21 protein-coding genes, 1 pseudogene and 1 riboswitch are annotated in these 26153 nt (G+C 42.2%); of the genes and pseudogenes, 17 read left to right on the plus strand and 5 right to left on the minus strand.

The window, feature by feature from the left end:
• Positions 1–142: 142 nt before the first annotated feature.
• The 4 genes from G573_RS0104820 to G573_RS0104835 form a co-directional block, all read right to left on the minus strand.
• Entirely contained in the window at positions 143–1279 is a 1137-nt protein-coding gene (locus G573_RS0104820) for an ABC transporter ATP-binding protein (protein WP_027975648.1), read from the minus strand.
• Positions 1280–1300: 21 nt separating this feature from the next.
• Entirely contained in the window at positions 1301–2137 is an 837-nt protein-coding gene (locus G573_RS0104825) for a sugar ABC transporter permease (RefSeq protein ID WP_027975649.1), read from the minus strand.
• Complete coding sequence (locus tag G573_RS0104830) at positions 2137–3498, minus strand: carbohydrate ABC transporter permease (RefSeq protein WP_027975650.1); 1362 nt, start codon at positions 3496–3498, stop codon at positions 2137–2139. Before G573_RS0104830 ends, G573_RS0104825 begins: the two co-directional genes overlap by 1 nt.
• A gap of 63 nt (positions 3499–3561) precedes the next feature.
• On the minus strand, positions 3562–4809 hold the full coding sequence (locus G573_RS0104835) for an extracellular solute-binding protein (protein WP_027975651.1): 1248 nt from the start codon (positions 4807–4809) through the stop codon (positions 3562–3564).
• A gap of 286 nt (positions 4810–5095) precedes the next feature.
• Here G573_RS0104835 and G573_RS0104845 point away from each other — a divergent pair, with 286 nt between their 5' ends.
• The 13 genes from G573_RS0104845 (at position 5096) to G573_RS0104910 (ending at position 19358) form a co-directional block, all read left to right on the plus strand.
• Complete coding sequence (locus tag G573_RS0104845; RefSeq protein ID WP_027975652.1) at positions 5096–6118, plus strand: LacI family DNA-binding transcriptional regulator; 1023 nt, start codon at positions 5096–5098, stop codon at positions 6116–6118.
• 262 nt (positions 6119–6380) lie between these two features.
• Entirely contained in the window at positions 6381–7898 is a 1518-nt protein-coding gene (gene malQ / locus G573_RS0104850; RefSeq protein ID WP_027975653.1) for a 4-alpha-glucanotransferase, read from the plus strand.
• Positions 7882–10161, plus strand: a complete 2280-nt coding sequence (gene glgP, locus G573_RS0104855) for a glycogen/starch/alpha-glucan family phosphorylase (protein WP_027975654.1) — start codon at positions 7882–7884, stop codon at positions 10159–10161. Before malQ ends, glgP begins: the two co-directional genes overlap by 17 nt.
• Before the next feature lie 210 nt (positions 10162–10371).
• Positions 10372–10833, plus strand: a complete 462-nt coding sequence (locus G573_RS0104860) for a flavodoxin (RefSeq protein ID WP_027975655.1) — start codon at positions 10372–10374, stop codon at positions 10831–10833.
• A gap of 21 nt (positions 10834–10854) precedes the next feature.
• Positions 10855–11841, plus strand: a complete 987-nt coding sequence (locus G573_RS0104865; protein ID WP_027975656.1) for an aldo/keto reductase — start codon at positions 10855–10857, stop codon at positions 11839–11841.
• Positions 11842–12030: 189 nt separating this feature from the next.
• A complete protein-coding gene (locus tag G573_RS0104870; protein ID WP_027975657.1) occupies positions 12031–12585 on the plus strand; it encodes a GNAT family N-acetyltransferase in 555 nt (184 codons plus the stop codon).
• Positions 12578–13861 (plus strand): CBS-HotDog domain-containing transcription factor SpxR, encoded by a 1284-nt coding sequence (spxR, locus tag G573_RS0104875; protein WP_027975658.1) that lies wholly within the window; start codon positions 12578–12580, stop codon positions 13859–13861. Before G573_RS0104870 ends, spxR begins: the two co-directional genes overlap by 8 nt.
• 21 nt (positions 13862–13882) lie before the next feature.
• A complete protein-coding gene (locus tag G573_RS0104880) occupies positions 13883–14743 on the plus strand; it encodes a methionyl aminopeptidase (RefSeq protein WP_027975659.1) in 861 nt (286 codons plus the stop codon).
• Positions 14744–14754: 11 nt separating this feature from the next.
• Positions 14755–15687 carry a YihY/virulence factor BrkB family protein gene (locus tag G573_RS0104885; protein ID WP_027975660.1) on the plus strand — a complete coding sequence of 311 codons (933 nt, stop codon included), beginning with the start codon at positions 14755–14757 and terminating at the stop codon, positions 15685–15687.
• 346 nt (positions 15688–16033) lie between these two features.
• Entirely contained in the window at positions 16034–16933 is a 900-nt protein-coding gene (locus tag G573_RS0104895; protein ID WP_027975661.1) for an ABC transporter ATP-binding protein, read from the plus strand.
• Entirely contained in the window at positions 16920–17666 is a 747-nt protein-coding gene (locus tag G573_RS0104900) for an ABC transporter permease (RefSeq protein WP_027975662.1), read from the plus strand. Before G573_RS0104895 ends, G573_RS0104900 begins: the two co-directional genes overlap by 14 nt.
• Positions 17666–18757: a sensor histidine kinase gene (locus G573_RS0104905; RefSeq protein WP_027975663.1), complete on the plus strand. Its 1092-nt coding sequence runs from the start codon at positions 17666–17668 to the stop codon at positions 18755–18757. Before G573_RS0104900 ends, G573_RS0104905 begins: the two co-directional genes overlap by 1 nt.
• Position 18758: 1 nt before the next feature.
• Positions 18759–19358, plus strand: a complete 600-nt coding sequence (locus G573_RS0104910) for a response regulator transcription factor (protein ID WP_027975664.1) — start codon at positions 18759–18761, stop codon at positions 19356–19358.
• A 107-nt stretch (positions 19359–19465) separates the two neighbouring features.
• Here G573_RS0104910 and G573_RS0104915 read toward each other — a convergent pair whose 3' ends face one another.
• Complete coding sequence (locus tag G573_RS0104915; protein ID WP_027975665.1) at positions 19466–19921, minus strand: GtrA family protein; 456 nt, start codon at positions 19919–19921, stop codon at positions 19466–19468.
• A gap of 28 nt (positions 19922–19949) precedes the next feature.
• Positions 19950–20046, plus strand: a riboswitch (PreQ1 riboswitch).
• Here G573_RS0104915 and G573_RS0104920 point away from each other — a divergent pair.
• The 4 genes and pseudogenes from G573_RS0104920 to pulA all read left to right on the plus strand — a co-directional run.
• Positions 20044–20556, plus strand: a complete 513-nt coding sequence (locus tag G573_RS0104920; protein WP_027975666.1) for a QueT transporter family protein — start codon at positions 20044–20046, stop codon at positions 20554–20556. Its footprint overlaps the riboswitch before it by 3 nt.
• Positions 20557–20780: 224 nt before the next feature.
• Positions 20781–22739: an NAD-dependent DNA ligase LigA gene (ligA, locus tag G573_RS0104925; protein ID WP_027975667.1), complete on the plus strand. Its 1959-nt coding sequence runs from the start codon at positions 20781–20783 to the stop codon at positions 22737–22739.
• Between the two features lie 13 nt (positions 22740–22752).
• Positions 22753–23796: a diacylglycerol kinase family lipid kinase gene (locus G573_RS0104930; RefSeq protein ID WP_027975668.1), complete on the plus strand. Its 1044-nt coding sequence runs from the start codon at positions 22753–22755 to the stop codon at positions 23794–23796.
• Positions 23797–23810: 14 nt separating this feature from the next.
• Positions 23811–26122: pseudogene (gene pulA / locus G573_RS0104935) on the plus strand (type I pullulanase); the annotation flags it as partial.
• Between the last annotated feature and the right edge of the window lie 31 nt (positions 26123–26153).

A 26153-nucleotide genomic window follows, 5' to 3' on the forward strand; every position in this document is an offset into this window, starting at 1 on the left:
AAGGGGCTTTACCCCCTCTTTTAACAGGATGAGAAGTCAGCCTGTGTATTAAAAATATGATAGGCAAAAAGCAGGATAAAGTTTGGAATTATCTCCCAAGTTTTATCCTGCTTTTATAACTGTTAAGCTATTTTTGAATTGTTTAAGTATGGATTCGTTCTGAAGTTTCCGTATCAAAGAAGTGGCCTTTAGCGACATTAAAGGTCAATGTCACCTTGTCACCTGGATTGTAGCTGTCTCTGGCATCAACACGGGAAGTGAATTCAGTATTGCCGAATTTCACATAAAGCATGGTTTCACTGCCCAAAAGTTCTGATACCAGAACATCAGCTGTAACATTAGCATTTGGAAAGGTGTCATGAACAATCTGCTGACTGGAAATATCTTCCGGGCGAATGCCAAAGATAACTGTTTTACCAAGATAGCCTTGACTTTCAAGGATTTTTTTCTGCCCCTGAGGAAGGGCAAGGCTGAGGTCGTCTTGACCGATCAGTCGGTCTTTTTCAACTTTTACTTCGAAGAAATTCATGGCCGGGCTGCCGATGAAGCCGGCTACGAATTTGTTGGCCGGTTCATTGTAGAGCTCCTGTGGTGTTCCGATTTGTTCAATTCTGCCGATAGAACCGCTTTTATCGGGGTTAGGAGTGGCACTCATGATAACGATACGGTCGGCCAGAGTCATGGCTTCGGTTTGGTCATGGGTAACGTAAATCGTTGTGGCACCGATTCGACGGTGAATTTTAGCGATTTCTGCTCTCATGGAGACCCGCAGTTTAGCGTCAAGGTTGCTGAGCGGTTCATCCATCAAAAAGACCTTGGCATCGCGGACAATAGCACGTCCCATAGCCACCCGCTGGCGCTGTCCTCCTGAGAGGTCAGCAGGTTTTCGGTTGAGAAATTCTGTCAGACCAAGGATTTGAGCAGCATCGCGCACACGTTTGTCAATGTCATCTTTTTTATATTTGCGCAGCTTAAGCCCAAAGGCCATATTTTCATAAACACTCATATGGGGATAGAGAGCATAATTTTGGAAAACCATGGCAATGTCACGATCTTTAGGAGCCTCATCATTCATAAGCTTGTCATCAATATAGAGGTTTCCTTCTGTAATGTCTTCAAGACCTGCAATCATTCGAAGTGTGGTTGATTTGCCGCAGCCGGAAGGACCGACAAAGACGATGAATTCCTTGTCTTTGATGTCAAGGCTAAAATCCTCGACTGAATAATGATTGCTGTTTGGATATTTTTTATAAATCTTATCAAGTTTCAACGTTGTCATAACAATATTTCCTTATTAATTCTATTTGACGGATCCGCCAGTGATACCTTCAACATAATATTTTTGCATGAAGATAAAGAGCAGAGTAATTGGAATAGCAATCAAGACAGAACCGGCTGCAAAGGTCATAAACCAGTTGTTGATGGTGTCAGGCTGCAGCATAGAGAAGAGTCCGATAGCTACGGTGTACTTGCTTGTCGCATCTCCCAGAATGACCTGTGCAAAGATAAAGTCAATCCAAGGTCCAATGAAAGCTAGAAGTGCTGTATAGACAATGATTGGTTTAGAGAGTGGCAGGGTAATTTTAAAGAAAATATCCATGCGTGTTGCTCCGTCAATCATGGCAGATTCATCAAGTGAATAGGGAATGGTGTCAAAGAAACCTTTAGCAATATAAAAGGTCAAGGCAGCCCCCGCCGAATAAACAAGTACGAGAGATGTCAGGGTCTGTGTCAAATTGAGCGCTTTTAAGATATAATAAACAGCAATCATGCTCATAAAACCCGGAAACATATTAAGCACCAAGGCTAATTTTAATAAGCCGTTGCGATGTTTGAATTTGATACGGCTGAGTGAATAGGCCATGGCAACCGTAATGAAAGTTGATAAAATACAAGAAGCAGTTGCTACGACAAATGTGTTTAAAAACCAACGTCCATAAGGGAAGGAAGAATTGGTAAAGAGTTTAACATAATTATCAATTGTCCATGTTTTAGGGATAAAATAGGTTACATAAGCTGTTCCTTCACCGCGAAAACTGGTCAGAACTACCCAAGCAATGGGAAGAAGCCAGATGAAAGATAGTAGGATTAATAAAGCATAGGTGAGCCCCAGCTGAAATCGTTTTTTCCTTTTCATTATTTGATTGCTCCTTCCTTATAAGATGCTGAACGTGTATAGGCTAAAAGGCTGAAAATAGCAGAAATAACAAAGATAATGATACCGATAACAGAAGCTAGATTATAATCCGCCGCCGTTACTGTCAGCTTATAGAGCCAGGTAACCAGCAAATCGGTACTGCCAGCCTGATAGAATTGAGAATTTGTCGGTCCGCCGCCAGTGAGTAGGTAGATAACATTAAAGTTGTTAATATTACCGATAAACTGCTGAATCAAAGATGGCATCATGATGAGCAGAATCTGCGGAAAAGTAATAGATTTGAAAATCTGGAATTTGCTTGCTCCGTCAATTTCAGCAGCTTCAATCTGCTCTCTGGGAAGGTTCATGATAATACCGGTTGCAACTAGCATGGTAAATGGGATACCGACCCACATATTGACAAAGATGATGGAGACTTTTGCCCAGAGAGGGTCTGATAAAAAGGGAAGCGGGTGAGAAATCAGACCGATTTTTTCTAAAAGAGCATTGAAAGGTCCCTGATCATTAAGAAAATTCCGCATTAAAAGCAGTGAAATAAACTGTGGTACTGCAATAGTAATAACAAAAACAGTCCGCCACAGTTTCTTTAATTTAAGTCCTCTGGCATTGATAACCAGCGCTAAAATAACACCGAAAATAAAGTTTGTAACGGTTGCAAAAACAGCCCAGATAAGTGTCCACGACAAAACAGGAAAGAAGGTTCCTGCCATTCGGCCGTTTAAGACATTGCCAAAATTAACCAGGCCTACCCAGTCAAAAAGAGATTTTGGCGGCAGGTGATTGTGATCATAATTAGTAAAGGCTAAACAGATCATATAAACCAAAGGCAAAATAGTAAAGAGCAGAACTCCGATTAAAGGAACAGCCATCAGTGTCATATGGAAACGTCCGTTTGCTAAAGTCAAAAAGTCTTCTTTGAACGACGGAATTTTAGCACCTGTTTTTTTAATGACATAAAGGTTTCGGGCACTTTTTAAGCTGCACCAGTAAATGTAAGCAAAGACCATGCAAAAAATTAGTGATGCCAAGCCGAAAATCAGCATAAGCATAGAATTGTCCCCTTCAACAGCGACTTGCAGTTTAACTCCGTCAACAACCTTTTCCTGCATGCCCTGTGTTTGACTGCCGAGTGTTATTAAGCCCTGAAATGCTGGAATTACTTGAGTCACAAAAGCAATTAAAAAGGCAATTTCGCTCATGAGAAAGAGAAAACCCTTGATAAACTGCTTGTTGACTAGGTTGGCAAAGCCCATAATAAGAAATGACAGTTTGATATCTGCCCCGCCTTGTTTGAAGGCTTCAGATACAGATACCTGATCATATAAAGATGAATTAGCCATGTAAATCTCCTTTTTTAATTAACAAATAAGTGAGAAGATTGATCCCCTCACTTATGATGTTTCCTATTTAGCAGCTGCCAAATCTTTATCAAATTGTTTTAATTTAGCAAGGTAATCACTTTCTTTTATCTTACCATTGTAAGTATCGCTAAGAATAGCAGCACTTTCGGTCCAGAAGGTTGTCATTTGGCTCAGTTTAGGCATGACTACGGTATAGTCAGAAGATGAGCCCATTTTAATGACAGCCTGTGCTAATTCATTATTTTGAACAGCTTCAGAATTTTGGACTGTCTTATTAGCTGGGATAATATTACGTCCTTTGTCCTTGAATTGATTTTCCTGACTTTCGGCGCTTGTGAGGTAGGAGGCTAATTTATAGCTGGCAGCGATACGTTTTGTATTGCCTTTAGACGGTGCTTGATTGACAGCATAGAGCTTAACACCTAAGAAAGCTTTTTGCTGAACTTCTTTGCCGCCGATATTGATCATTGGATAAACCGCAACAGCGAGATTTTCTTTGCCGACAGCTTTTTGTGCAGCTTCATAGTCCCAAGGTCCTGATTCAAAGGCAGCTACAGCGCCGTCGCCGAATTTCGACATAACATTGTTGTCATCAAGGTTGACAAAGCCTTTATTTGTTTTTTGAGCAGCAATCCATTTAAGAACAGAGACACCGGCTTCATTACCCCAATTTGTACCAGAAACGTCTTCACCGTTTTCTCCGAAAATTTTGTCACCAACTGATAAAAACAGGGGTGCAGTAGCATAGGCATTGACTTGTTTTAATTTTGCCCCGAAAGCTGCCTTGCTGGTAATTGTTTCATAGGATGTGACATCCTCAGCTGACAATTTGGTTTTATTATAGTAAAGTACTTGTGATTCAATACCAAATGGAAAGGCGTAGGTTTTACCCTTGTATTTAGCACCGGCTACAGCCTGCTCGGTATCATTTTGAGCGACTTCTTTAGAGTATTTTTCTGGAATTTCTTGGATAACACCTGATTCCACTAGCTGTCCCAGCTGATCATGGGGCAGAGAGAAGACATCCGCAGCAGTGCTAGGGTCTTTCTTGATCTTTTCTTGGGCTTTTGGATCTTCAGATTCGATGACTTTTACTTTATAGCTGGAGTCTTTTTCAAATTTTTGAACAATGTCTTCATAAGATTTTTTAGCCCCTGTTGGTACCCATAGTTTTATGGTTTTGGAATCAGCTGAGCTTGATTTGGATTCCTTTGATCCGCAGGCAACAAGGATACTGCTTGCAAGAGCAAGGCTTGCGCCGCCGATGACTAATTTTTGCCATGTTTTCATAGCATATTCCTCCTGAAATGTTTTAATAAAAATTACATCTTTTATTATGCAACCGTTTGCAAGAAAAGTCAAGGCCTTTTTTAAAATATTTAAGAAAATGAGGTTTTACTTAGCGTTGATAAAAGGATAAAACCTATGCAATCGCTTGTTTTAACAGGCTTTCAAATAGAAAGAAAAACTTAAAAAATTAATTTGTTTTTCATCTAAAAAGTTAATCCTCTCATAATCTTGTAAGTCTAAACAAACTGTTGTAAAATAGAGTTCAGCAAAAGCAAAGGAAAATGATATGGTTACCATTAAGGATGTTGCAAAAAGGGCAGGTGTTAATCCCTCCACTGTCAGCCGGGCTCTGAAAAACAGCTCATCAATTTCGCAAAAAACCAAGGATCGTGTTAAAAGGGCCATGGATGATTTGGGCTATGTGCCTAATCTGGCAGCACAGATGCTGGCTAGCGGTCTGACTTACTGTGTAGGTGTGGTTTTACCGCCTTTATCAGGCCCGGACCGGCTGAGCGAGCCTTTTTTCATGGAAATTCTGACAGCTATTAACGATGAAGCAACAAACAATAATTTTACTGTTTCAATCGCGACCAGCAATACCCTGTCAGATCTGAAAAGTCAGGTTCAGCTGATGTACCGTCAAAAGCGGGTAGATGGCTTTATCGTTCTCTATTCGGAAGAAGATGATCCTGTCCGCCGATATCTTATGAAATACAAGATTCCTTTTGTCATTATCGGTGCACCGGTAGACTACGAAAATGAAACCACATATGTTGATAATGATAACCAGCTGATGGCCAAAACAGCAGTTAACTATCTCAACCAAAGAGGGCATCAAAAGATTTTGTTTGTCACCAATGATCAAAAGAGTGAAATCTATCTTGAACGCTACATTGGTTACCAAAAAGGAATGATGAAATTAGGATTAAAGTCTTATAACAGTGCTTTGTTTGATTCCAAACGGCCGGAGCTGCTAGAAGCTTTTATTGAGACAATTCAAAGGGAAAAAATAAGTGCTTTGATGATTATTGGGGATGTTTTGTCAATTAAAATCATACAGTTTTTGTCTTATTATGGTTTTACTGTGCCGGATGATATATCAATTGTTTCTTTTAACAATTCCAGTTATGCAACTATTTTGCATCCTTATTTGACTACCTTTGATATTAATGTCAGCAGTCTAGGAAGACTGAGTCTGCATAGACTGATAGAAAAAATTAAAGACAGTCAAACTCAAAATGAAAAAGTGATTGTTCCTTTTACCTTAAAGGAACGCGAGAGTGTTCGCAATCTCAAAAAGGGAAACTAAATTTTTTACTGAAAAAGATCGGAAGAAGTGTGCTTTGATATGATTTCATGGCATTCTTGCTGTTCTTTTTTATTTTTTTCTAAAAATTCTTGACTTACGCAAACGCTTGCGTTATAATTCTCTTAGCTTAGCAAATAATAGAACATGGGCTAAAATCCTAGTAAAAAAGATAAACTTCCTTGTGTTTTGGAGACACAGCGGCAGTTTCCTATTTTATACGGATTTCTTCACGCCCTTTGTATCTTAAATAAAGGAGAAAAGTATGGAAACACGTGCAAGTGGTGTTTTGCTGCATATCAGCTCTCTTCCTGGAAAGTTTGGTATTGGCACCTTTGGTCAGGAAGCCTACCGTTTTGTTGATTTTCTTAAAGAAACCAATCAAACCTACTGGCAGCTATTGCCTTTGACATCAACAAGTTATGGAGACTCTCCTTATCAATCTTTTTCTGCAGTTGCCGGCAATGTTAATTTTATTGACTTTGATTTACTGCGGGAAAAAGGGCTGCTTCCTGAAGCAGATTATGCGACGGTCTCCTTTGGAGATGATGAAGAAGCTGTTGATTATGCCCTTTTGTTTAAAGTTCGCAGGCCAATTTTAGAAAAGGCTGTTGCTAACTTTTTGACAGCTGAAAAAAATCGTGAAAAATTAAAGATTTTTGAAGAGCAAAATGAGACTTGGCTTGATGATTATGCTGAGTTTATGGCAATAAAAGAACATTTTGGGCACAAGGCCCTGCAGGAATGGGGAGATAAAAAGGCTATCCAGCGTGATGAAGAGCGACTGGTTCATTACCGGCGTCTTTTGGCTGATGAGATTAATTATTACAAGGTTACTCAGTATTTCTTTTTTGAACAATGGCTGGCGCTTAAAGCATATGCCAATAAGAAGCATATCAAAATTATTGGCGATATGCCTATCTATGTTGCCAAGGACAGCGTTGAAGTCTGGACCATGCCTGAGCTCTTTAAAATGGATGAAAATTTGGAGCCTTTATCGGTTGCTGGCTGTCCACCAGATGAATTCAGTGACGAAGGACAGCTCTGGGGAAATCCTATCTATGACTGGAAAAAGCATAGGGAAACAGGTTTTGCCTGGTGGATTTACCGTATTCAAGAAAGCTTCAAAATTTATGATATTCTGCGGATCGATCATTTTAAAGGTTTTTCAGACTACTGGGAAATTGAAGGAGACTCAAAAACAGCTAGGAAAGGCTGCTGGCAGCCGGGCCCTGGCATAGCACTTTTTAGAGCTGTTCAAAATGTTTTGGGGGATCTACCGATTGTTGCTGAGGATCTGGGTTATGTTGATGACAGAGCAAGGCAGCTTTTAAAAGATACTGGCTTTCCTGGCATGAAAATTTTAGAATTTGGTTTTTATGATTTAACTGGACACAGTATTGATATTCCGCATCATTACACCCCCAATAGTGTTGCTTATATCGGAACTCATGATAATGAAGTTGTCAACGGTTGGTATGACAGCCTTAGTGTAGAACAAGAAGAATTTGTTGATGCCTATACCCACCGAAAACCGATTGAACCGGTTAATCAGGCCATGCTGCGGCTGCTTTTCTCAACCGTCAGCAATACAGTGATTTTGACCATGCAGGATCTGCTCAATAAACCTGCCAGCTCACGCATGAACACACCATCTACCATTGGTGGTAACTGGCAGTGGCGCATGCGGGCCAAGGATCTGACTCAAGACAAAAAAGACTTTTTAATTGCATTAACTAAACTATATCAAAGAGGAAATGAAGAAAATGACATCAAAGACTAAACAGTTTGCTAACTATGCTGAGAACAAAACAGGGCAAGCCCTCTCACAATTGAGCAATCGGGACATCTACATTCAGCTCTTGCATTTTGTCAAGGAAGCTGCTGAAGGTATGCCTAAAAACAGCTCTAAACGCAAGGTCTACTACATTTCAGCTGAATTTTTAATTGGTAAATTACTGTCCAACAACCTGATCAACCTAGGCCTTTATGAAGCTGTCAAAGACGATTTGGCTGCGGCCGGTAAATCTATCAGCCAGGTAGAAGATATCGAGCTGGAACCATCGCTCGGCAATGGCGGTTTGGGACGCCTAGCTTCTTGTTTTGTTGATTCCATGTCAACACTTGGTATTAACGGTGAAGGTGTCGGTCTCAATTATCACTGCGGTCTCTTTAAGCAGGTCTTTCGTGATAATCAGCAAGAAGCTGAACCAAACTATTGGATTGAAGATGATTCTTGGCTGGTGCCGACTGATATTTCCTATGATATTCCTTTCCGTGATTTCACTTTGAAATCAAGACTGGATCGTATCGATATTTTGGGTTATCACAAGGATAAGAAGAATTATCTCAATTTATTCGATATTGACGGGCTTGACTACGGTTTAATCAAGGATGGTATTACCTTTGATAAGACAGAAATCAAAAAGAATCTGACCCTTTTCCTCTATCCGGATGATTCCGATAAAAACGGGGAACTGTTGCGCATTTACCAACAGTATTTCATGGTATCCAATGCGGCTCAGCTCTTGATTGATGAAGCTTTGGAACGCGGCTCTAACCTGCATGACTTGGCGGATTACGCCTATGTACAGATCAACGATACCCATCCGTCCATGGTTATTCCCGAGCTGATTCGTCTGCTGACGGAAAAACATGGTCTGGATTTTGCAGAAGCGGTTGATATTGTCAGACATATGGTCGGATATACTAACCATACCATTTTAGCGGAAGCTTTGGAAAAATGGCCGCTGGATTATTTAGAAGAAGTAGTGCCGCATTTGGTTCGCATTATTAAAAAATTAGATGAGCTGATTCGTGCTGAGTATGATGATGAAGCCGTGCAGATTATTGATACCTCCAACCGTGTCCACATGGCTCATATGGATATCCATTTTTCAACCAGTGTCAACGGCGTGGCTGCCCTGCATACGGAAATCCTTAAAAACAGTGAGCTCAAGCCTTTCTACGATATTTATCCTGAAAAATTTAATAATAAAACCAACGGGATTACCTTCCGCCGCTGGCTGGAATTTGCCAACCAAGATTTAGCGGCTTACATCAAAGAATTAATCGGAAACGACTATCTGAAAGATGCCAGCCAGCTGGAAAAACTGCTTGCTTTTGCTGATGACAGAGCGGTTCATGACCGTTTGAGCAAAATTAAATTTGATAACAAGGTCGCACTCAAACGTTATTTGAAAGAAAATAAGGGAATTGACTTGGATGCCAATTCCATCATTGATACCCAGGTCAAACGTTTTCATGAGTATAAGCGCCAGCAGATGAACGCCCTGTATGTGATTCATAAGTATCTGGAAATTAAGAAGTATCATCGTCTGCCAAAGCGCAAGATTACGGTTATTTTCGGCGGTAAGGCGGCACCGGCTTATACCATTGCACAGGACATCATCCACTTGATTCTTTGTCTGTCAGAGTTGATCAATAACGATCCGGCTGTCAGTCCTTATCTCAATGTTTTCCTTGTCGAAAACTATAATGTCACGGTCGCTGAAAAACTGATTCCGGCAACAGATATTTCTGAGCAGATTTCTCTGGCTTCTAAGGAAGCATCAGGCACCGGCAATATGAAGTTCATGCTCAACGGTGCCTTGACTTTGGGAACCATGGATGGGGCTAATGTTGAAATTGCTGAGCTGGCCGGTGAAGATAATATTTACACCTTTGGTAAGGATTCTGACACCATTATTGATCTCTATGCGAAAAACGCTTATGCTGCAAAAGACTACTATGATCATGATGCTGCCATCAAAGAGGCTGTTGATTTTATTGTCAGTCCTGATATTCTGGCACTGGGTAAAAAGGAACGCCTGGAGCGCCTCTATCATGAATTAATCAACAAAGATTGGTTCATGACCCTCATTGATTTGAAAGACTATATTGCTAAGAAAGAACAAATGCTGGCAGATTACGAAAATCAAGCGCTTTGGAACAAAAAAGTGCTTCACAACATCGCCAAAGCAGGCTTCTTCTCTTCAGACAGAACAATTGAACAATATGATAAGGATATTTGGCACAGTCTGTAAGATAAAGCGAAGCAAAAGGTCCGGGATTAAAAACAATCCCGGACTTTTTTGCTTCTTTTTTGGGCAAAGTCTGTCTCAGAATTTGAACAGTCGGTATTTTCCCAGCTTGTAAAGTTATTATTTTTAAAATGAAACTGCCTGTTTTTACTTGACTTAAAGTCAACTTCAAGGTTTATAATGAAAGTAGCTTAAGTAAAGGAGGGAAAAGCTATGGCAAAAACGCTTATTCTCTATTTTTCCAATACAGGGAATACCAAAAGAGCCGCAGAAACAATGGCTCAGGAATTAGGAGCAGATCTTTATCGGATTCTGCCTGAAAAAGATTACACAGCAGCAGATTTGACCTGGACAAATGCAGGCTGCAGGGCTAACCAGGAACAAAATGATGAAGCCAGCCGCCCCGCTTATCGCGGCGCCTTGCTGGATCTGACTCCTTATGATCAAGTGATTATCGGTCATCCGATTTGGTGGGGCATTCCGCCGAAAATTATTCGCACTGTTCTTGAGAATCTTGATCTGACCAATAAAAAGGTGGCCAGTTTTGCAACATCAGGCGGCTCTGATTATCACGATGCGCAAAAAGCGATGGAACTGTGGACAGGTCTCAATCTGCCGCAAGGCCGGATTTTATCAAGTCCATCCACTATTAAAAACTGGCTGAAAACCATTTAGTCTAAGAAAGGAAATAATATTATGGAATATACAAAATTAGGTAGAACAGGACTTGAGGTATCTAAGATTTGCTTGGGCTGTATGAGCTTTGGTGATGCTAGTAAAGGATTTCACTCAGGTTGGCTTTTGGATGAGGAAAAAAGCAGAGTTATTATTAAAAAAGCATTGGACTTGGGAGTCAATTTCTTTGATACGGCTAATGTTTATGGTGCTGGCAGCAGTGAAGAGTACCTGGGCCGTGCCATTCGGGATTTTGCAGACCGTGAGGAAATGATTATTGCTACGAAACTTTTCTTTGGTGATGGTCAGCATGAAGGGCGCAATACAACGGGACTTTCACGCAAGGCGATTTTTAATCAGGTCAATGCCAGTCTCAAGCGTCTAGGAACGGATTATATTGATGTGCTTTACATTCATCGTTGGGACTATAATACGCCGATTGAAGAAACCATGTCAGCTCTTAATGATTTGGTCCGTTCTGGTAAAGTACATTATTTAGGAGCATCAGCCATGTATGCTTGGCAATTCCAGAAAGCCCAGTATACAGCTGAAAAGAATGGCTGGACCAAATTTTCTGTTATGCAAAATCATTACAATATGCTCTATCGTGAAGATGAACGCGAAATGATTCCATTTTGTAAAGATTCAGGTGTTGGCTTAGCACCTTACAGTCCCTTCGCAGCAGGCCGTGTTATCCGTGATTGGACAGCTGATACGGCTAGAAGCAGGACTGATGAAACAGCAAAATCCAAATATGACAGCACAGAAGAACAAGATATGGCTATCGTCAAGCGTGTCGCTGAACTGGCTGAAAAATATAATCATTCTCGTGCTCAGATTGCCCTTGCTTGGCTGTGGCAAAAGGGGATTGATGCTCCAATTGTTGGTGTCACCAAGGAAAAATATCTAGACGATTTCATGGGTGCATTCGATCTAAAACTGACAGATGAAGATATGGCTTATTTGGATGAGAAATATCTGCCTCATAAGGTTGTAGGGGCTCTTTAATAACAATACGAGACAAGCAGGGATTGCCGGCTAAGAACCTGTGTAGTCTCGTTTTTTTATTTTAGAAAGTCTGCTGAATATATCTGTTTTTTATAAAAATAACTGTTACAGTTATTTTCAGATGTCCTAAATTCTTAAAAATACGGTCTTTTCTTTGACTCTTAGCCTAAAAAACTGTATTATAACAATATGGATATATGGACACAGTTAGGACGTTTTTCAGAATTTGAAACGCAGCGTCTTTTGATGCGCCCTTTTGCCTTTAAGGATCATAAGGATTTTTATGAAATAGCGAGTGATGCGCAGAATTTGGAATTTATTTTTCCTCATCAGGCCAGCCTTGCTGAGAGTGATTTTTTGCTGGTTCATTATTTTATGAAAAACCCCTTGGGTGTCTGGGCTCTTGAGCACAAGGAAAATCATAAAATGATTGGTGCGATTCGCTTTGACAAACTAGATTTAACAGCTCAAACAGCTGAGATTGGCTATTTTTTGCATAAGGATTACTGGGGACAGGGTTTGACAACTGAGGCTCTTCAAAACCTGGTTTTTCTGGCTTTTGAGGAATTTGATTTGAAACTGTTACAGATAATTGTTCATAAAGAGAACACTGCCAGCGCCAGAGTAGCAGAAAAAGCCGGTTTTCGTTTGGTCAAACAGTTTAAGGGGAGCGACCGCTACACACATAAAATGCGTGATTATTTAAGATATGAATTAAGGATAGGTGAGAAGAGATATGAGTAAGCATCAGGATATTTTAGAATATTTGGAAAATCTGACCATCGGCAAACGCGTCAGTGTCAGAAGCATTTCCAATCATTTGAAAGTCAGTGACGGAACAGCCTACCGGGCGATTAAAGAGGCAGAAAACCGCGGCATAGTTGAAACAAGACCGCGCAGCGGGACCATTCGTGTTGAAAAGAAGGTGCGTGTGCGCCTGAATAAACTGACCTATAAGGAAATTGCCAATATCAGCGAGTCAGAAGTTGTTTCAGGCGAGTCCGGCCTCAGTCATGAATTCAGTAAGTTTTCTATCGGTGCCATGACCATTGACAATATTCACCGCTACCTGACCAAGGATGGTCTGCTGATTGTCGGAGACCGTGAGAATATTCAGCTTTTGGCCCTGCAGAATAAAAATGCTATCTTAGTAACCGGGGGCTTTCCTGTATCTGAAAGGGTGCGTGAAACCTCCAATCAATTGGGAATTCCGGTTATGGTGACCAATTATGATACCTTCACTGTGGCGACACTGATCAATCAAGCTCTTTCCAATGTTCGCATCAAGACTGATATTAAGACCGTTGAGGAAGTTTATCAGGAAAAGATTTACCACGGTTTTTTGCATGACACAGATACGGTCAGAGACTATAACAGCCTGATCAAAAAGACCAACCATGTGCGCTATCCGGTCATCAACAGCCACAATATGGTTGTCGGTGTTATCAGTATGCGCGATGTCGCCGGCAAGGACCCTAATATGGTGCTCAATCAGCTGATGACTAAAAATCCTGTCGTTGCCAAACCAAGCCTTAGTCTGGCTAATATCAGCCAAAAGATGATTTTTGAAGATTATGATATGCTGCCGGTGGTTAAGGAAGATTACAGCCTTTTAGGTGTTATTACGCGCCGGCAGGTGATGGAAAATCTGCAAAATTTTCAAAGAACCAGCACCTATACTTACAGTGAGCAGATTACGGCCAATCTGCAGGAGGAAAAAAACGGCTTTCAATTTGTGGTGGAACCGGCTATGATTGATCCGGCAGGAAATTTGGCACATGGTGTTTTAACCGAATTTTTAAAGGATATTACCATGCGGGTTTTGACGCAAAAGCACAAAAAGAATATCATTATTGAACAAATGATGTTATACTTTTTACAGGCCGTTCAAATTGATGATCTGCTGAAAATTCAGCCCAAGGTCATTACTGAAAACAGACGGAGTGCTACGCTTGACTTTGAAATTTATCACGGCAGTCAAGTTGTTACCAAAGCCGTCGTTACGACAAAATTGAATTAGAACTAAGGAGTTAAATGAAACATGATTACATTGAAATCAGCGCGTGAAATTGAAGCCATGGATGAAGCAGGCGATTTTTTAGCCAGCATTCATATCGGTTTGCGTGATTTGATTAAGCCGGGACTGGATATGTGGGAAATTGAAGAATACGTCCGCAGGCGCTGTAAGGAAGAAAATTTCCTGCCCTTGCAAATTGGTGCAGACGGTCATTTTATGGACTATCCCTATGCAACCTGCTGCGGTTTAAATGATGAGGTAGCTCATGCCTTTCCGCGCCATTATACCTTACAAGACGGCGATCTTCTTAAGGTCGATATGGTTATCGGCGGTCCTATTGCTAAAGAAGATTTGGATGTATCACAATTAAATTTCGATAATGTTGCTGAAGTCAAAAAGTACACAGACAGCTTCCGCGGCGGCATTGCCGACTCTTGCTGGGCCTATGCTGTCGGAAATGTTTCCAAAGAAGTAAAAACCCTCATGGATGTTACCAAGGAATGCCTTTACAGAGGGATTGAAAAAGCGGTTGTCGGCAACCGTATCGGCGATATCGGTGCGGCCATTCAAGAATATGCTGAAAGCTTTGGCTACGGTGTCGTCCGCGACTTAGTCGGTCACGGTGTCGGGCCAACCATGCATGAAGAGCCTAATGTTCCCCACTATGGACGCGCCGGCCGCGGTCTGCGCTTGAAAGAAGGAATGGTGCTGACGATTGAACCCATGATTAATACGGGAACCTGGGAAATTGATACTGATATGCAGACAGGCTGGGCTCACAAGACGCTTGACGGCGGTCTTTCCTGCCAATATGAACATCAGTTTGTTATTACCAAAGACGGTCCGCGTATTCTTACCAGTCAAGGAGAAGAAGGCACCTATTAATAGGAGTTGCAGTGAAAAAGTTTATTGAAAAATTACAGGCAAGCCAGTATGTTCAAAATTTTTTAACCTACTATAAAAGCTCTGAGATGGACCTCTCCAGTATAGCAGTAGCTTACTATCTGATTTTGACCATCTTTCCCTTTTTGATCTTGCTTGCCAACTTGTTTCCTTATCTGAATATTGATACTTCGGAACTCTTATCGTTTATGAAGAATAACCTGCCTGAACAGCTCTATGACAGCACCTCAGGTATTGTTGTCGGGATTTTCAACAAACCCTCCACCAGTCTCTTGTGGCTGGCTGTTGTTACGGGTCTGTGGACCATGTCAAAGAGTCTGACTTTTTTGCAGAAGTCCATGAATAAATCCTACGGCATTCAAGATCACCGTGATTTGATTTTAGGGCATATTGTCGGAATTTTTTCCAGTTTGCTGGTGATCTTCTTTTTGGCACTGGCCATCATACTGTCAACGTTTGGTAAGACGGTGCTGACTTTTTTATATCACAATTCTTATCTCAATCAGGATTTGTATGATATGTTGATGAATTTAACTCAGCCGGTAACCGCTGCGATTTTCTTCGTTGCTTTAGCGGTTCTCTATTATATCCTGCCTAATGTCCGAATCAGAAAAATCCGCTATATTCTGCCGGGTACGATCTTTACAAGTATTCTCTTCTTTACAATGACGAGCGTGTTTGGGACTTATCTGAGATATGCTACTGTCAGCATGGAAAATCTCCGGGTTTTTGGATCGGTGACCTTGTTTGCTTTAATGCTGTGGTTTATAGTCTTTGCCCGAATTCTGATTTTAGGGGCTGTTTTAAATGCCAGTTATCAAAAAAAATACGTTAAGGAATTTAAACCAAGACGAGGCAACATTATCACTATTATCCAGTCCAGACGGGATTATATGGCTAAAAAAGATGAAGAAAACAAGAAATGATGGCTTGAGCCAGGTTAGCTGCCTGTTCATTCTGGGTGATCAGCTGAGAAAGGTCAGCCTTGATATAATAAGACATGACAAAAGTCATGTCATGATATGACATTCTGTGCTAAACGGAATGTTTTTTATTTTTTATAATAAAAGCAGAAAGTGAAGAAAAAAGAAAGAATAATAGCTGCTGTATGCTTTTTAGTGCTTATAACAGGAAGTGCCAAAATTACCAGGCATACAGGCTTTTATCCCACTTTCGAAAAGGGCAGAGCTCCCAGAGCTTTGTGACTTGCTGCTTTTTCTATTGTCACTATACGTTCAGTAGGCTTTGGCAGCTCTTGAAAGGAGAACCCGTATGACTAAAACAGTCATTAAAGTTTCACAGCTGACAAAAAATTTTAAGGATAAAAAAGTACTGAAAAACCTCTCTTTTGAGGTTAATGAGGGCGATTGTATGGCCTTGATCGGTCCCAATGGGGCAGGCAAGACGGTACTTATGTCCTGTCTTTTGGGAGACTATCATCCAACAGCCGGTCAGATTGAAGTGCTGGGGAAATCGGCCCATGATTCACAGCTTAAGGGCAAGGTCAGCATCCTTTTTCAGGAAAATTTAACCGAACAAAAGTTAAAAGTCTCAGAACTTCTTCAGTTTCAGCAAAGCATTTATGATCATCCTTTGTCTGACACAGCGATTGACAGGCTGCTTGGTTTTACAGCTGAGCAAAAAAATCAATTTGCTGAAAAGCTTTCCGGCGGTCAGCGCCGCTTGCTGGCTTTTGTTCAAGTCATTATCGGTCAGCCGGATATTATCTTTCTTGATGAGCCGACAGCCGGGATGGATACCAGCACGCGCAAGCGCTTTTGGGAAATTGTTAATGAGCTCAAGGCAGCGGGGAAAACGATTATCTATTCGTCGCACTATATTGAGGAAGTAGAGCATACAGCGGATCGCATTTTGGTGCTGCATGATGGAAAATTGCTGCGCGATACTACGCCTTATCTTATGCGGGCTGAAGAAAAAGAGAAGGTCTTCACGCTGCCGCTTGCTTATCTAGAGAATATAGAAGATCAGTCTATTTACAATTTAAGTGTTAAATCAGACAGAATAACCTTCACAACCAAGGAAGTTCAAGCAATCTGGCAGATTTTAGAAGATGCCGGATGTCCTATTGAAGATATTGAAATGGCCAACCGAACCCTGCTTGACAGTATTTTTGAAAATGAAAGAGAGGAAAAAGCTCATGAAAACCTTTAAAGCAATGTTAAGGCAAGAATACCTTGTCAATAAACGTTCTCTATCTAATTTAATTATGGCTGTTGGCATGCCGATTGGCTTTTTCCTGCTCTTTACCACTATTTGGGCTAATGATGAATCCATGCCAAAAGAAATGGCTAAAGTTTGGATCAGACAGTATATGCTGCAAATGACCGCTTTTTCCAGCCTCAGTTTTGCTTTTTACTCGCTGCCTTTTGCATTTCACGAGGATAAGACCGGCAATCGTTTAAAGGCTGTTCAGCACAGCCCTGTCCCCTTGTGGCAGTATTATGTCAGCAAAATTATAACCATTTTGGTACATTTTGTTTTGGCGATCATAGCTGTGTTTCTGGTCGGTCATTTTCTTAAAGGTGTATCCATGCCTTGGAAAGACTGGCTGACAGCAGGAGGATTATTATTTGCCGGGGCTTTCTGTTTCCTGCCTTTTGGTACCCTTTTTGCTCATATCAAGTCTGCACAAACTCTTTCTCTGGCTGCTAATATATTTTACATGGGATTGTCTGTCTTGGGCGGACTGTGGATGCCGGTATCAACCTTTCCTAAAGTGATGCAGAAACTAGCCAAATGGACACCGACGTATCACTTTAATAACATGGTAATCTCTTATTTTGATAAAGATTTTTCCATCCAGTCACTCTCAATTCTCTTTGGATATGCTATCATAGTCTTAGCGATTGCTCTTGCAGTCGGAAAAAAGCTTGAGGTGAAATGATGTTTCGACCCTTTCAAAAAACGGATCCACTCTACTATGTAGGGTTGGTCTTTATGATTTTTCCACTGGGCGGTGTCAGCTGGTTTGGCTATCCCTTGTGGACGCTTTTACCGTCCGTGCTTTTTGCGCTGGCCTTTATCGCCATTATTCATATCAAGGATGACTATCCTAAAATAATTGCCTGCCTCTGGTTTTACCTGTTGGGCTACATCGTCTGGATATCCTGCTTTATCGAAGGCTCCATGATGTGGTTTTTCTTCTTTCTCGTTAATCTTCTCGTCTGGCGATTCGGAGATAAGATAAAGAGTTATCGCTTTATTTCCTTTTTACTTGGGATCGTAATCGTGGTCTTAGTTGGTTTTATTCGTGCGACTTCAGCATTCAATAAAGTTTACTTCTTTCTTGTCGCAACTTTCGTCTTAACTATGCTTTATACTCAACATCAGACTCAAATTGAAGAACAAATGAAACGGGAGCTATACAAGCAGAATGAAGCTATTAATCTGCTGGCCGCTGAAAATGAGCGCAACCGTATCGGCCGCGATTTGCATGATACCTTGGGACACACCTTTGCCATGATGACCTTAAAAACGGAACTGGCGCTGAAACAGCTGAACAAGCAAAATACAGAAGCTGTCCGCAAGGAACTGCTGGATCTCAATCAAATCAGCAAAGAATCTATGAAAAATGTCCGTGAACTTATCAATAATCTCAAATACCGGACAGTTACAGAAGAATTGGCGGCGATTACAGAGATGTTTGCCCTGTCTGATATTGGTCTAACAGTAGAAAATACGGTCAATACGGACCAATTATCACCGGTTATCCAATCCAGCATGACTATGATTTTGCGAGAACTGACCAACAATGTTATCAAACACAGCAAGGCTTCGGCCTGTCAGATTCATATTTTTGAAAAAGACGGCTTTATTATCAAAATAGAGGATAACGGCTGCGGTTTTGATGAACTGACCGGAAGGGAGCTCAGCTCCATTCGTGAGCGCTTGTACTTAGTCAACGGGCAGGTTGATATTTTATCAAGCAAACAGCCGACTGTTATTCAGATCAGACTTAAAGATAAGGAGAATTAGTATGAGATTATTAGTAGCTGAAGATCAGTCTATGCTGAGGGATGCTCTCTGTCAGCTTTTGCTCATGGAAGACGGCGTTGAGGCTATATTTCAAGCTTCCAATGGTGCCGAGGCAATAGCCTTGCTGCAAAAAGAATCTGTTGACGTGGCTATTTTGGACGTTGAAATGCCCAAGAAAACAGGGCTGGATGTGCTGGAGTGGATTCGTGCTCACCATCAAGCTGCTAAGGTTATTATTGTAACAACCTTTAAGCGCTCAGGCTATTTTAAGCGTGCCTTAGCAGCCCATGTTGATGCTTATGTCTTGAAGGATCGCTCAACTGCTGAGCTGATGCAGACGATCCACACCGTTTTGTCCGGACAAAGAGAGTATTCTCCTGAGCTGATTGAGGAAGTCACTTTTACGTCAAATCCGCTGAGCCAGCGAGAGCAGGAAGTCTTGCTTTTAGCGGCCAGAGGTCTGTCTAATCAGGAGATCTCTGAAAAACTCTTCTTGTCCAACGGCACAGTCCGAAATTACATGACTGGTATTTTTAACAAGCTGTCTGCCAGCAATCGTACAGAGGCTGTCAGAATTGCGCGTGAAGAGAATTGGATTTAAGATCGATAAAAATAATTTGCAACTAAAAAAGGAGAAACAGCGGCTCACGATGTCATATCATGAACGTGCTGTTTTCTCCTTTTTCTATTTGCAGCAAGGCTGCTTTTTTATTTTTTATTTTTGAAAATAAAGAATTTACTGATGACATAGTTGGTTACCATGATTAATACCTGACCGATCAAGGCAGCGATGGCATTAACCCAGGACAAATTATTGCCGACAAACTGGCCGATAATTCCCGGGAATTGGTCAACTAAAAGATAGGCTAAACCAGTATCCAAGAACAATGTTGACAGGCGTGCCAGGAAAAACTTCACAAAACGGCTTTGCCAGCCCTGCCTTGCCTGATTGAAAACATAGGTATCATTAATCACAAAAGCAAAGACAATAGCCAATACGTTGGCGATAGTCGCTGTTAGGGTGGCGTTTTTCAAAATAGGGTAGATGATTACAATGCGAAGAACAGCATAAAAGATAGTTGTTAGAACCCCTGCAACCAAATACTTAAAAACTTCGTGCCGGGTTACTCTTTTTAGAAAATCAGTCGTTAATAATTTTTTCATAAACTTACTATATCAAAAAAAGTGGAAATATGCTATACTGAATAAGTTGCTCAGCAACCCTTGGTGCTTACTTCCCTTTCACCAAGCATATTATAAACGGGACAACCGTCAAAGGAGAAATAATGAAACAATTAACTGTTCGTGATTTAAGCCATATTGCTATTGTGGCAGCTGTATACGTGGTGCTGACTGCCACACCGCCTCTCAATGCCCTTTCATACGGCGGCATACAGTTTCGTTTAGCTGAGATGCTTTATTTTTTGGCTTTTTTCAATCCTAAATACATTATTGCTGTAACGCTGGGCTGTATGATTGCCAATGCCATGGGCACAATTGGTCTGGTAGATGTTTTTGTCGGCGGCGGCTCAACCCTTATTTTTGTCAGCTTAGGCGTTATTCTTTTTGCCAAATACAAAGATGCTTATCTTTTTAATGGGTTCATCAACAAAGCCTTCTTTTATTTTGCCATCTTTTTTTCCTTGTCTATGTTTACCATTGCAGCAGAATTAAAGGTGATCTTTAATACGCCTTTTTGGATAACCTGGCTGACAACAGCTCTGGGAGAATTTGCGTCCCTGCTTATCGGTGCACTGGTGATTGACCGAGCTGGCAAACACATTGATTTCACTAAATAATGTTAGGAGCCAAAGCTGTTTTTAAGAGTGACAGAACAAATAGCCTGTTTAAACTTATCTATCGCGGTAGATAGGTTTTTTTATTTGCTGCTCAAATATCATCCTAACTGGCTGTATCACTTTTTATCAGCAGCCTTGATCTTTTTGCTTTTTTAGGAACTCTGTTTTTATTTTCTGATTTAAAAATTAGGGAAAGCCGCTGAAAATATGGTAAAATAAAAGGTATGAAAGAACGTATGAATGAGCTGGTTCAGCTGCTGAACCAATACGCTAAGGAATACTATACCAAAGACAACCCCAGTGTTTCGGATGCCGAGTATGATAAACTCTATCGGGAATTGGCCGAGCTGGAAAAAAAATACCCTGAGGACATACTGCCTGACAGCCCCACTCACCGTGTGGGAGGACCTGTTTTAGAAGGGTTTGAAAAGTATCGGCATGAGTACCCTCTTTTTTCTTTGCAGGATGCCTTTTCCCGTGAGGAACTGGATGCTTTCGATCAGCGGGTAAAAACAGAATTTCCCCAAGCTGAATATTTAGCAGAATTGAAAATTGACGGTCTCTCTATTTCTTTGACCTATGTTGAAGGAGCCCTTCAGGTCGGTGCTACCAGAGGGGACGGGACTGTCGGTGAAAATATCACAGAAAATTTAAAGCGCGTGCAGGATATTCCCTTGCATCTGCCCCAGCCGATCAATCTGACTGTAAGAGGCGAGTGCTATCTGCCCAAGGCTTCCTTTGAAAGCATCAATGCTGAGCGCCGGGAAAACGGGGAAGCCGAATTTGCCAATCCCCGCAATGCTGCAGCAGGAACTCTGCGGCAGCTGGATACACGGGTCGTGGCGAAGCGCAGGCTGGCCAGCTTCATTTATCAAGAAGCGGGACCGACTGCTGCTCAAAGTCAGGAAGAAGTGCTGGAAAGCTTTGCTCAGCTGGGCTTTACTGTCAATCCGCGGCATATCGTCTCCTCATCAATGGATGACATCTGGCAGTTTATCGAGACTGTTGCCAAGGAACGCTCGCAGCTGGACTACGATATTGACGGTATTGTCATTAAGGTCAACGGTTTAGCCATGCAGGAGGAATTAGGCTTTACCGTTAAGGCGCCGCGTTGGGCAATTGCCTATAAATTTCCGGCGGAGGAAAAAGAAGCCGAAATTTTATCGGTCGATTGGACGGTCGGACGAACAGGTGTTGTGACGCCTACAGCCAACCTGACGCCCGTACAGCTGGCAGGAACAACGGTCAGCCGGGCAACCCTGCACAATGTTGACTATATCGCTGATAAAGACATTCGCATTGGTGATACAGTCGTTGTTTATAAGGCAGGCGATATTATTCCGGCGGTTTTGCATGTTGTCACATCTAAGCGCGATAAGCAGGAAGTCATGCCGATTCCTAATCTGTGTCCGTCCTGCCAAAGCGGGCTGATTCATTTTGAGGATGAAGTGGCACTGAGATGTGTCAATCCTCGCTGCCCTGCCCAGCTCAAGGAAAAACTGATTCATTTTGCCAGCCGCAATGCCATGAATATTGCAGGACTTGGTCCGGCAATTGTTGAGAAGCTCTTTACAGCAGATCTGATCCATGACGTCGCTGATATTTACCAGCTGACTGTTGAAGATTTGATGACGCTTGAAGGGGTTAAAGAAAAATCAGCCAATAAGCTCTATGACGCTATTCAGGCTTCCAAAGGCAATTCGGCTGAGAAGCTGCTGTTTGGTCTTGGAATCCGTCATGTCGGCAGTAAGGCCAGCCGGCTCTTGCTGGAAAAATTTGAAACTATTCCGCAGCTGGCTGCGGCAGATTTTGAGGATATTGCCGGTATTGACGGTCTCGGAACGGTCATTGCCCAGTCGCTGAAAACATATTTTGCGACCAGCGGCGCGCAGAAACTGTTGGCTGAATTAAAAGCATCAGGACTGAATTTGTCCTATCTCGGTCAGCGGGTGTCAAATGACGCAGCACTATCAGGCTTGACGGTGGTTTTGACAGGAAAGCTGGAAAAACTGACCCGCAATCAAGCCAAGGAAAAATTGCAGAATCTTGGCGCTAACGTTGCCGGCAGTGTTTCTAAAAAAACCAGTTTGGTGGTGGCAGGAAGCGACGCCGGTTCAAAATTAGACAAGGCCAGAAGTTTAGGCATTGAGATCAAAGATGAGGCTTGGTTAGAAAGTCTGTGAGGGGAGAAGAAATATGGTAAGAAAACGCAAACGTGCACGTTTGATTTATAATCCGACCTCTGGTCAGGAAATCATGAAAAAAAATGTAGCAGATGTTTTGGACCTTTTGGAAGGTTTCGGCTATGAAACCAGCGCCTTTCAAACAACTCCTGAGCCGGATTCTGCCAAAAATGAGGCTAGGCGCGCTGCTGTGGCAGGCTTTGACCTTGTCATTGCAGCAGGCGGAGACGGGACAATCAATGAAGTCGTCAGTGGTATTGCTCCCTTGAAACGACGTCCTAAGATGGCCATTATTCCCACCGGTACGACCAATGATTTTGCACGGGCGCTTAAAATTCCCCGCGGCAATCCCGTGGAGGCTGCCAAGCTCATCGGCAAGAATCAGACGGTTCACATGGATATCGGTCAGGCCTACAAAGATAAATACTTTATCAATATTGCTGCAGCGGGCAGCCTGACCGAATTAACCTACAGCGTGCCCAGCCAGTTAAAAACCATGTTTGGCTACTTGGCTTATCTGGTTAAGGGAGCCGAGCTGCTGCCGCGCGTCCGCAATGTTCCGGTTAAGGTCATTCATGATCACGGTGTTTTTGAAGGCGAAGCGTCAATGATTTTTGTGGCTTTGACCAATTCGGTCGGCGGCTTTGAAACCATTGCTCCGGATGCTAAATTGGACGATGGCAATTTCACCTTGATTTTGGTTAAGACGGCCAATCTTTTCGAATTGACAGATTTGATTCGGCTGGTCTTGACCGGCGGCCGGCATATCAATCATAAAAAGATTGAATACATCAAAACGAGCTATCTGAAAATCATTCCTCAGGGCAATCCTCCTAAGAGAATGATGATTAACCTTGATGGTGAGTACGGCGGCGACGCACCGATTGAACTGCGCAATCTGAATAATCATATTGAATTTTTCGCCAACACAGACGAGATTTCCGACGATGCGATTACGCTTGATACAGAAGAGCTGGTATTAGAAGCAATTGCTCAGAAATTTGCTAAAGAAGCAGAAAGTTTAGATGGGCTGGACAAGTCAGAGGAGACAAATTAGTTAGGCAGGGATACATGAAAAATGTTGTAGTTGTACACTACCACAGCAATAAAGGACACTATTTTGATTTCAGCATGTGGCAATGGTTAGAAGGCCGGACGGGAAAGGATGCTTCCTTCGCCCGTTTTGACAGTTTTGGAATCGTCGGCAGTCTTACCTACGAATCAGAGTCTTTTCAAAATCAAGTCTATTTGATTGTCAAAAACGCAGATTGGTCCGTCAAGACACCCGATTTTAAGATTGACTGCCAGCCGGGCCTGCTTAAAACAGAGGTTTGGATTGTTGAAGGAGATGGCACCCTTTACTATTCCAGACAGGCTGCTGTTACCAGCCATGCTTACCGTCGGCGTCAGCCGCATGCCTTTGATATGGCTGTTAACAGCAAGCGTTTCGACCAAGAGTGGGGCTTTCAGGGCTGGCTGGGTTTTTCTTACCAAAAAGAAGCTACTGAATTTCGCCTGTGGGCGCCGACTGCCCTGAAGGTTGAGCTGATTCTTTACAGTGCAACCACAGAAAACGCCAGTGTCAGCCAGGTCATCAGCATGAATCGTGGGGACAGCAGAACCCCTGCTGACCATAGGGCAAATACGCAAGGGGTCTGGTTCCTAAAAGTAGAAGGAGACCTGAACTTTCAGGCCTACTGTTATCGTGTTTATTACCGAAAACGGACATTCAGAGATACCAGAGACCCTTATTCGATTGCAGCGACAGCAGATGGCAGACGTTCCGTTGTTGTTTCAGACAGCGATTTGCAGCCTGAAGGATTTACCGTTAAGCAGGGCAAGGATGCCGTCTGGCGGCTCAGCAATCCCAACAAGGCAGTCATCTCAGAAATGCATATCAGAGATTTTTCCAAGTCTGAAACATCGGGCGTTCAGCCGGAAAATCGCGGAAAATTTTTAGGTGCCTTTGAAACAGGGACTAAAAATCAGTACGGCGATGCAACTGCCTTTGATTATCTGAAAGGTTTAGGGATTAATTATGTTCAGCTGCAGCCGGTCTTTGACCACCACCAAACGCTTGAGACAGACGGATCTTATGCTTATAACTGGGGGTATGATCCCGAAAATTATAATGTTCCTGAGGCCAGTTTTGCCAGCAATCCCCAAGCACCTACCACAAGAATTCTTGAGCTGAAGCAGCTGATTCAGGCTTATCATGATGCAGGAATCGGTGTGATCATGGATGTTGTGTACAATCATACTTATTCCAATTCAGATTCGGCCTTTCAGCTGGCAGTGCCGGATTATTACTATCGCATGAACCGTGACGGCTCCTTTCAAAATGGTTCCGGCTGCGGCAATGAGACAGCCAGTGAAAAGGAAATGTTCCGAAAATACATGATTGATTCTGTCCTTTATTGGATAGAAGCTTATAATATTGACGGCTTTCGCTTTGATCTGATGGGGCTCCATGATGTTGAGACGATGAATGCTATCAGGCAGGCTGTTGATGAGATTGACCCCAATATCCTGCTTTATGGCGAAGGATGGGACATGGGAGAAGGTCTCAGGCCTGAAGATAAGGCCAAAAAAGGCAATGCCTACCAGATGCCCTGCATCGGATTCTTTAATGATGATGTCAGAAATGCCATTAAAGGGGCTGAGGTTTACGGAGACTTTAAACGCGGCTTTGTTTCCGGAGAAGCAACCGAATACGAACTTGCCAAAGGTATGCTGGGAAGCGATGAGCTGGCGCCTTACCTGACACCTGATCAGGTACTTAACTATGTTGAAGCACATGATAACTATAATCTTAATGACCTTCTGTCAGAGCTGCACCCCGAAGATGATAAAGACAGTCATATTGGGCGGGTAGAACTTGCTACCAGTATGGGCATTCTCATGCAGGGCATGGCCTTTATGCAGCTGGGGCAGGAATTTCTGCGAACCAAGCTGTTTGCAACAGGTTCAGACGGAGAGCTGACTGAAGCAGACAAGGAGCGGGCGATGAACAGCTATAATGCACCTGATGCGGTCAATCAGATTAACTGGGATCATGTTACTTTGTATAAATCAACTGTTGATTTTGTAAGAAAACTGATTTATATGAAAACGCAGGAAACTGCCTTTTCATATCGGAGCTTTGAAGACATTCGCAAGCATGTTTATGTAGCGTCAGCAGAATATGGCTCAGGATTGCTCACTGTCAATGTCAGCGGCGCCGGTAAGGTGTTCCAATTAGACTTTAATGCAAATGAGAAAAAGACTGAAATTAATATGACATAGAATGAAAAGTGTGCTATAATATGAGTAAAGATATAGATAGCGCTTTCATATTAAATCATTCATTTGAAAATTTGATAGCCGTGGTCCTTGAATTAAAAATAATCCAAGTTTTTGCTTGGGTTATTTTTG

The sequence above is a fragment of the Streptococcus devriesei DSM 19639 genome, assembly GCF_000423725.1.
GTDB lineage: Bacteria > Bacillota > Bacilli > Lactobacillales > Streptococcaceae > Streptococcus > Streptococcus devriesei.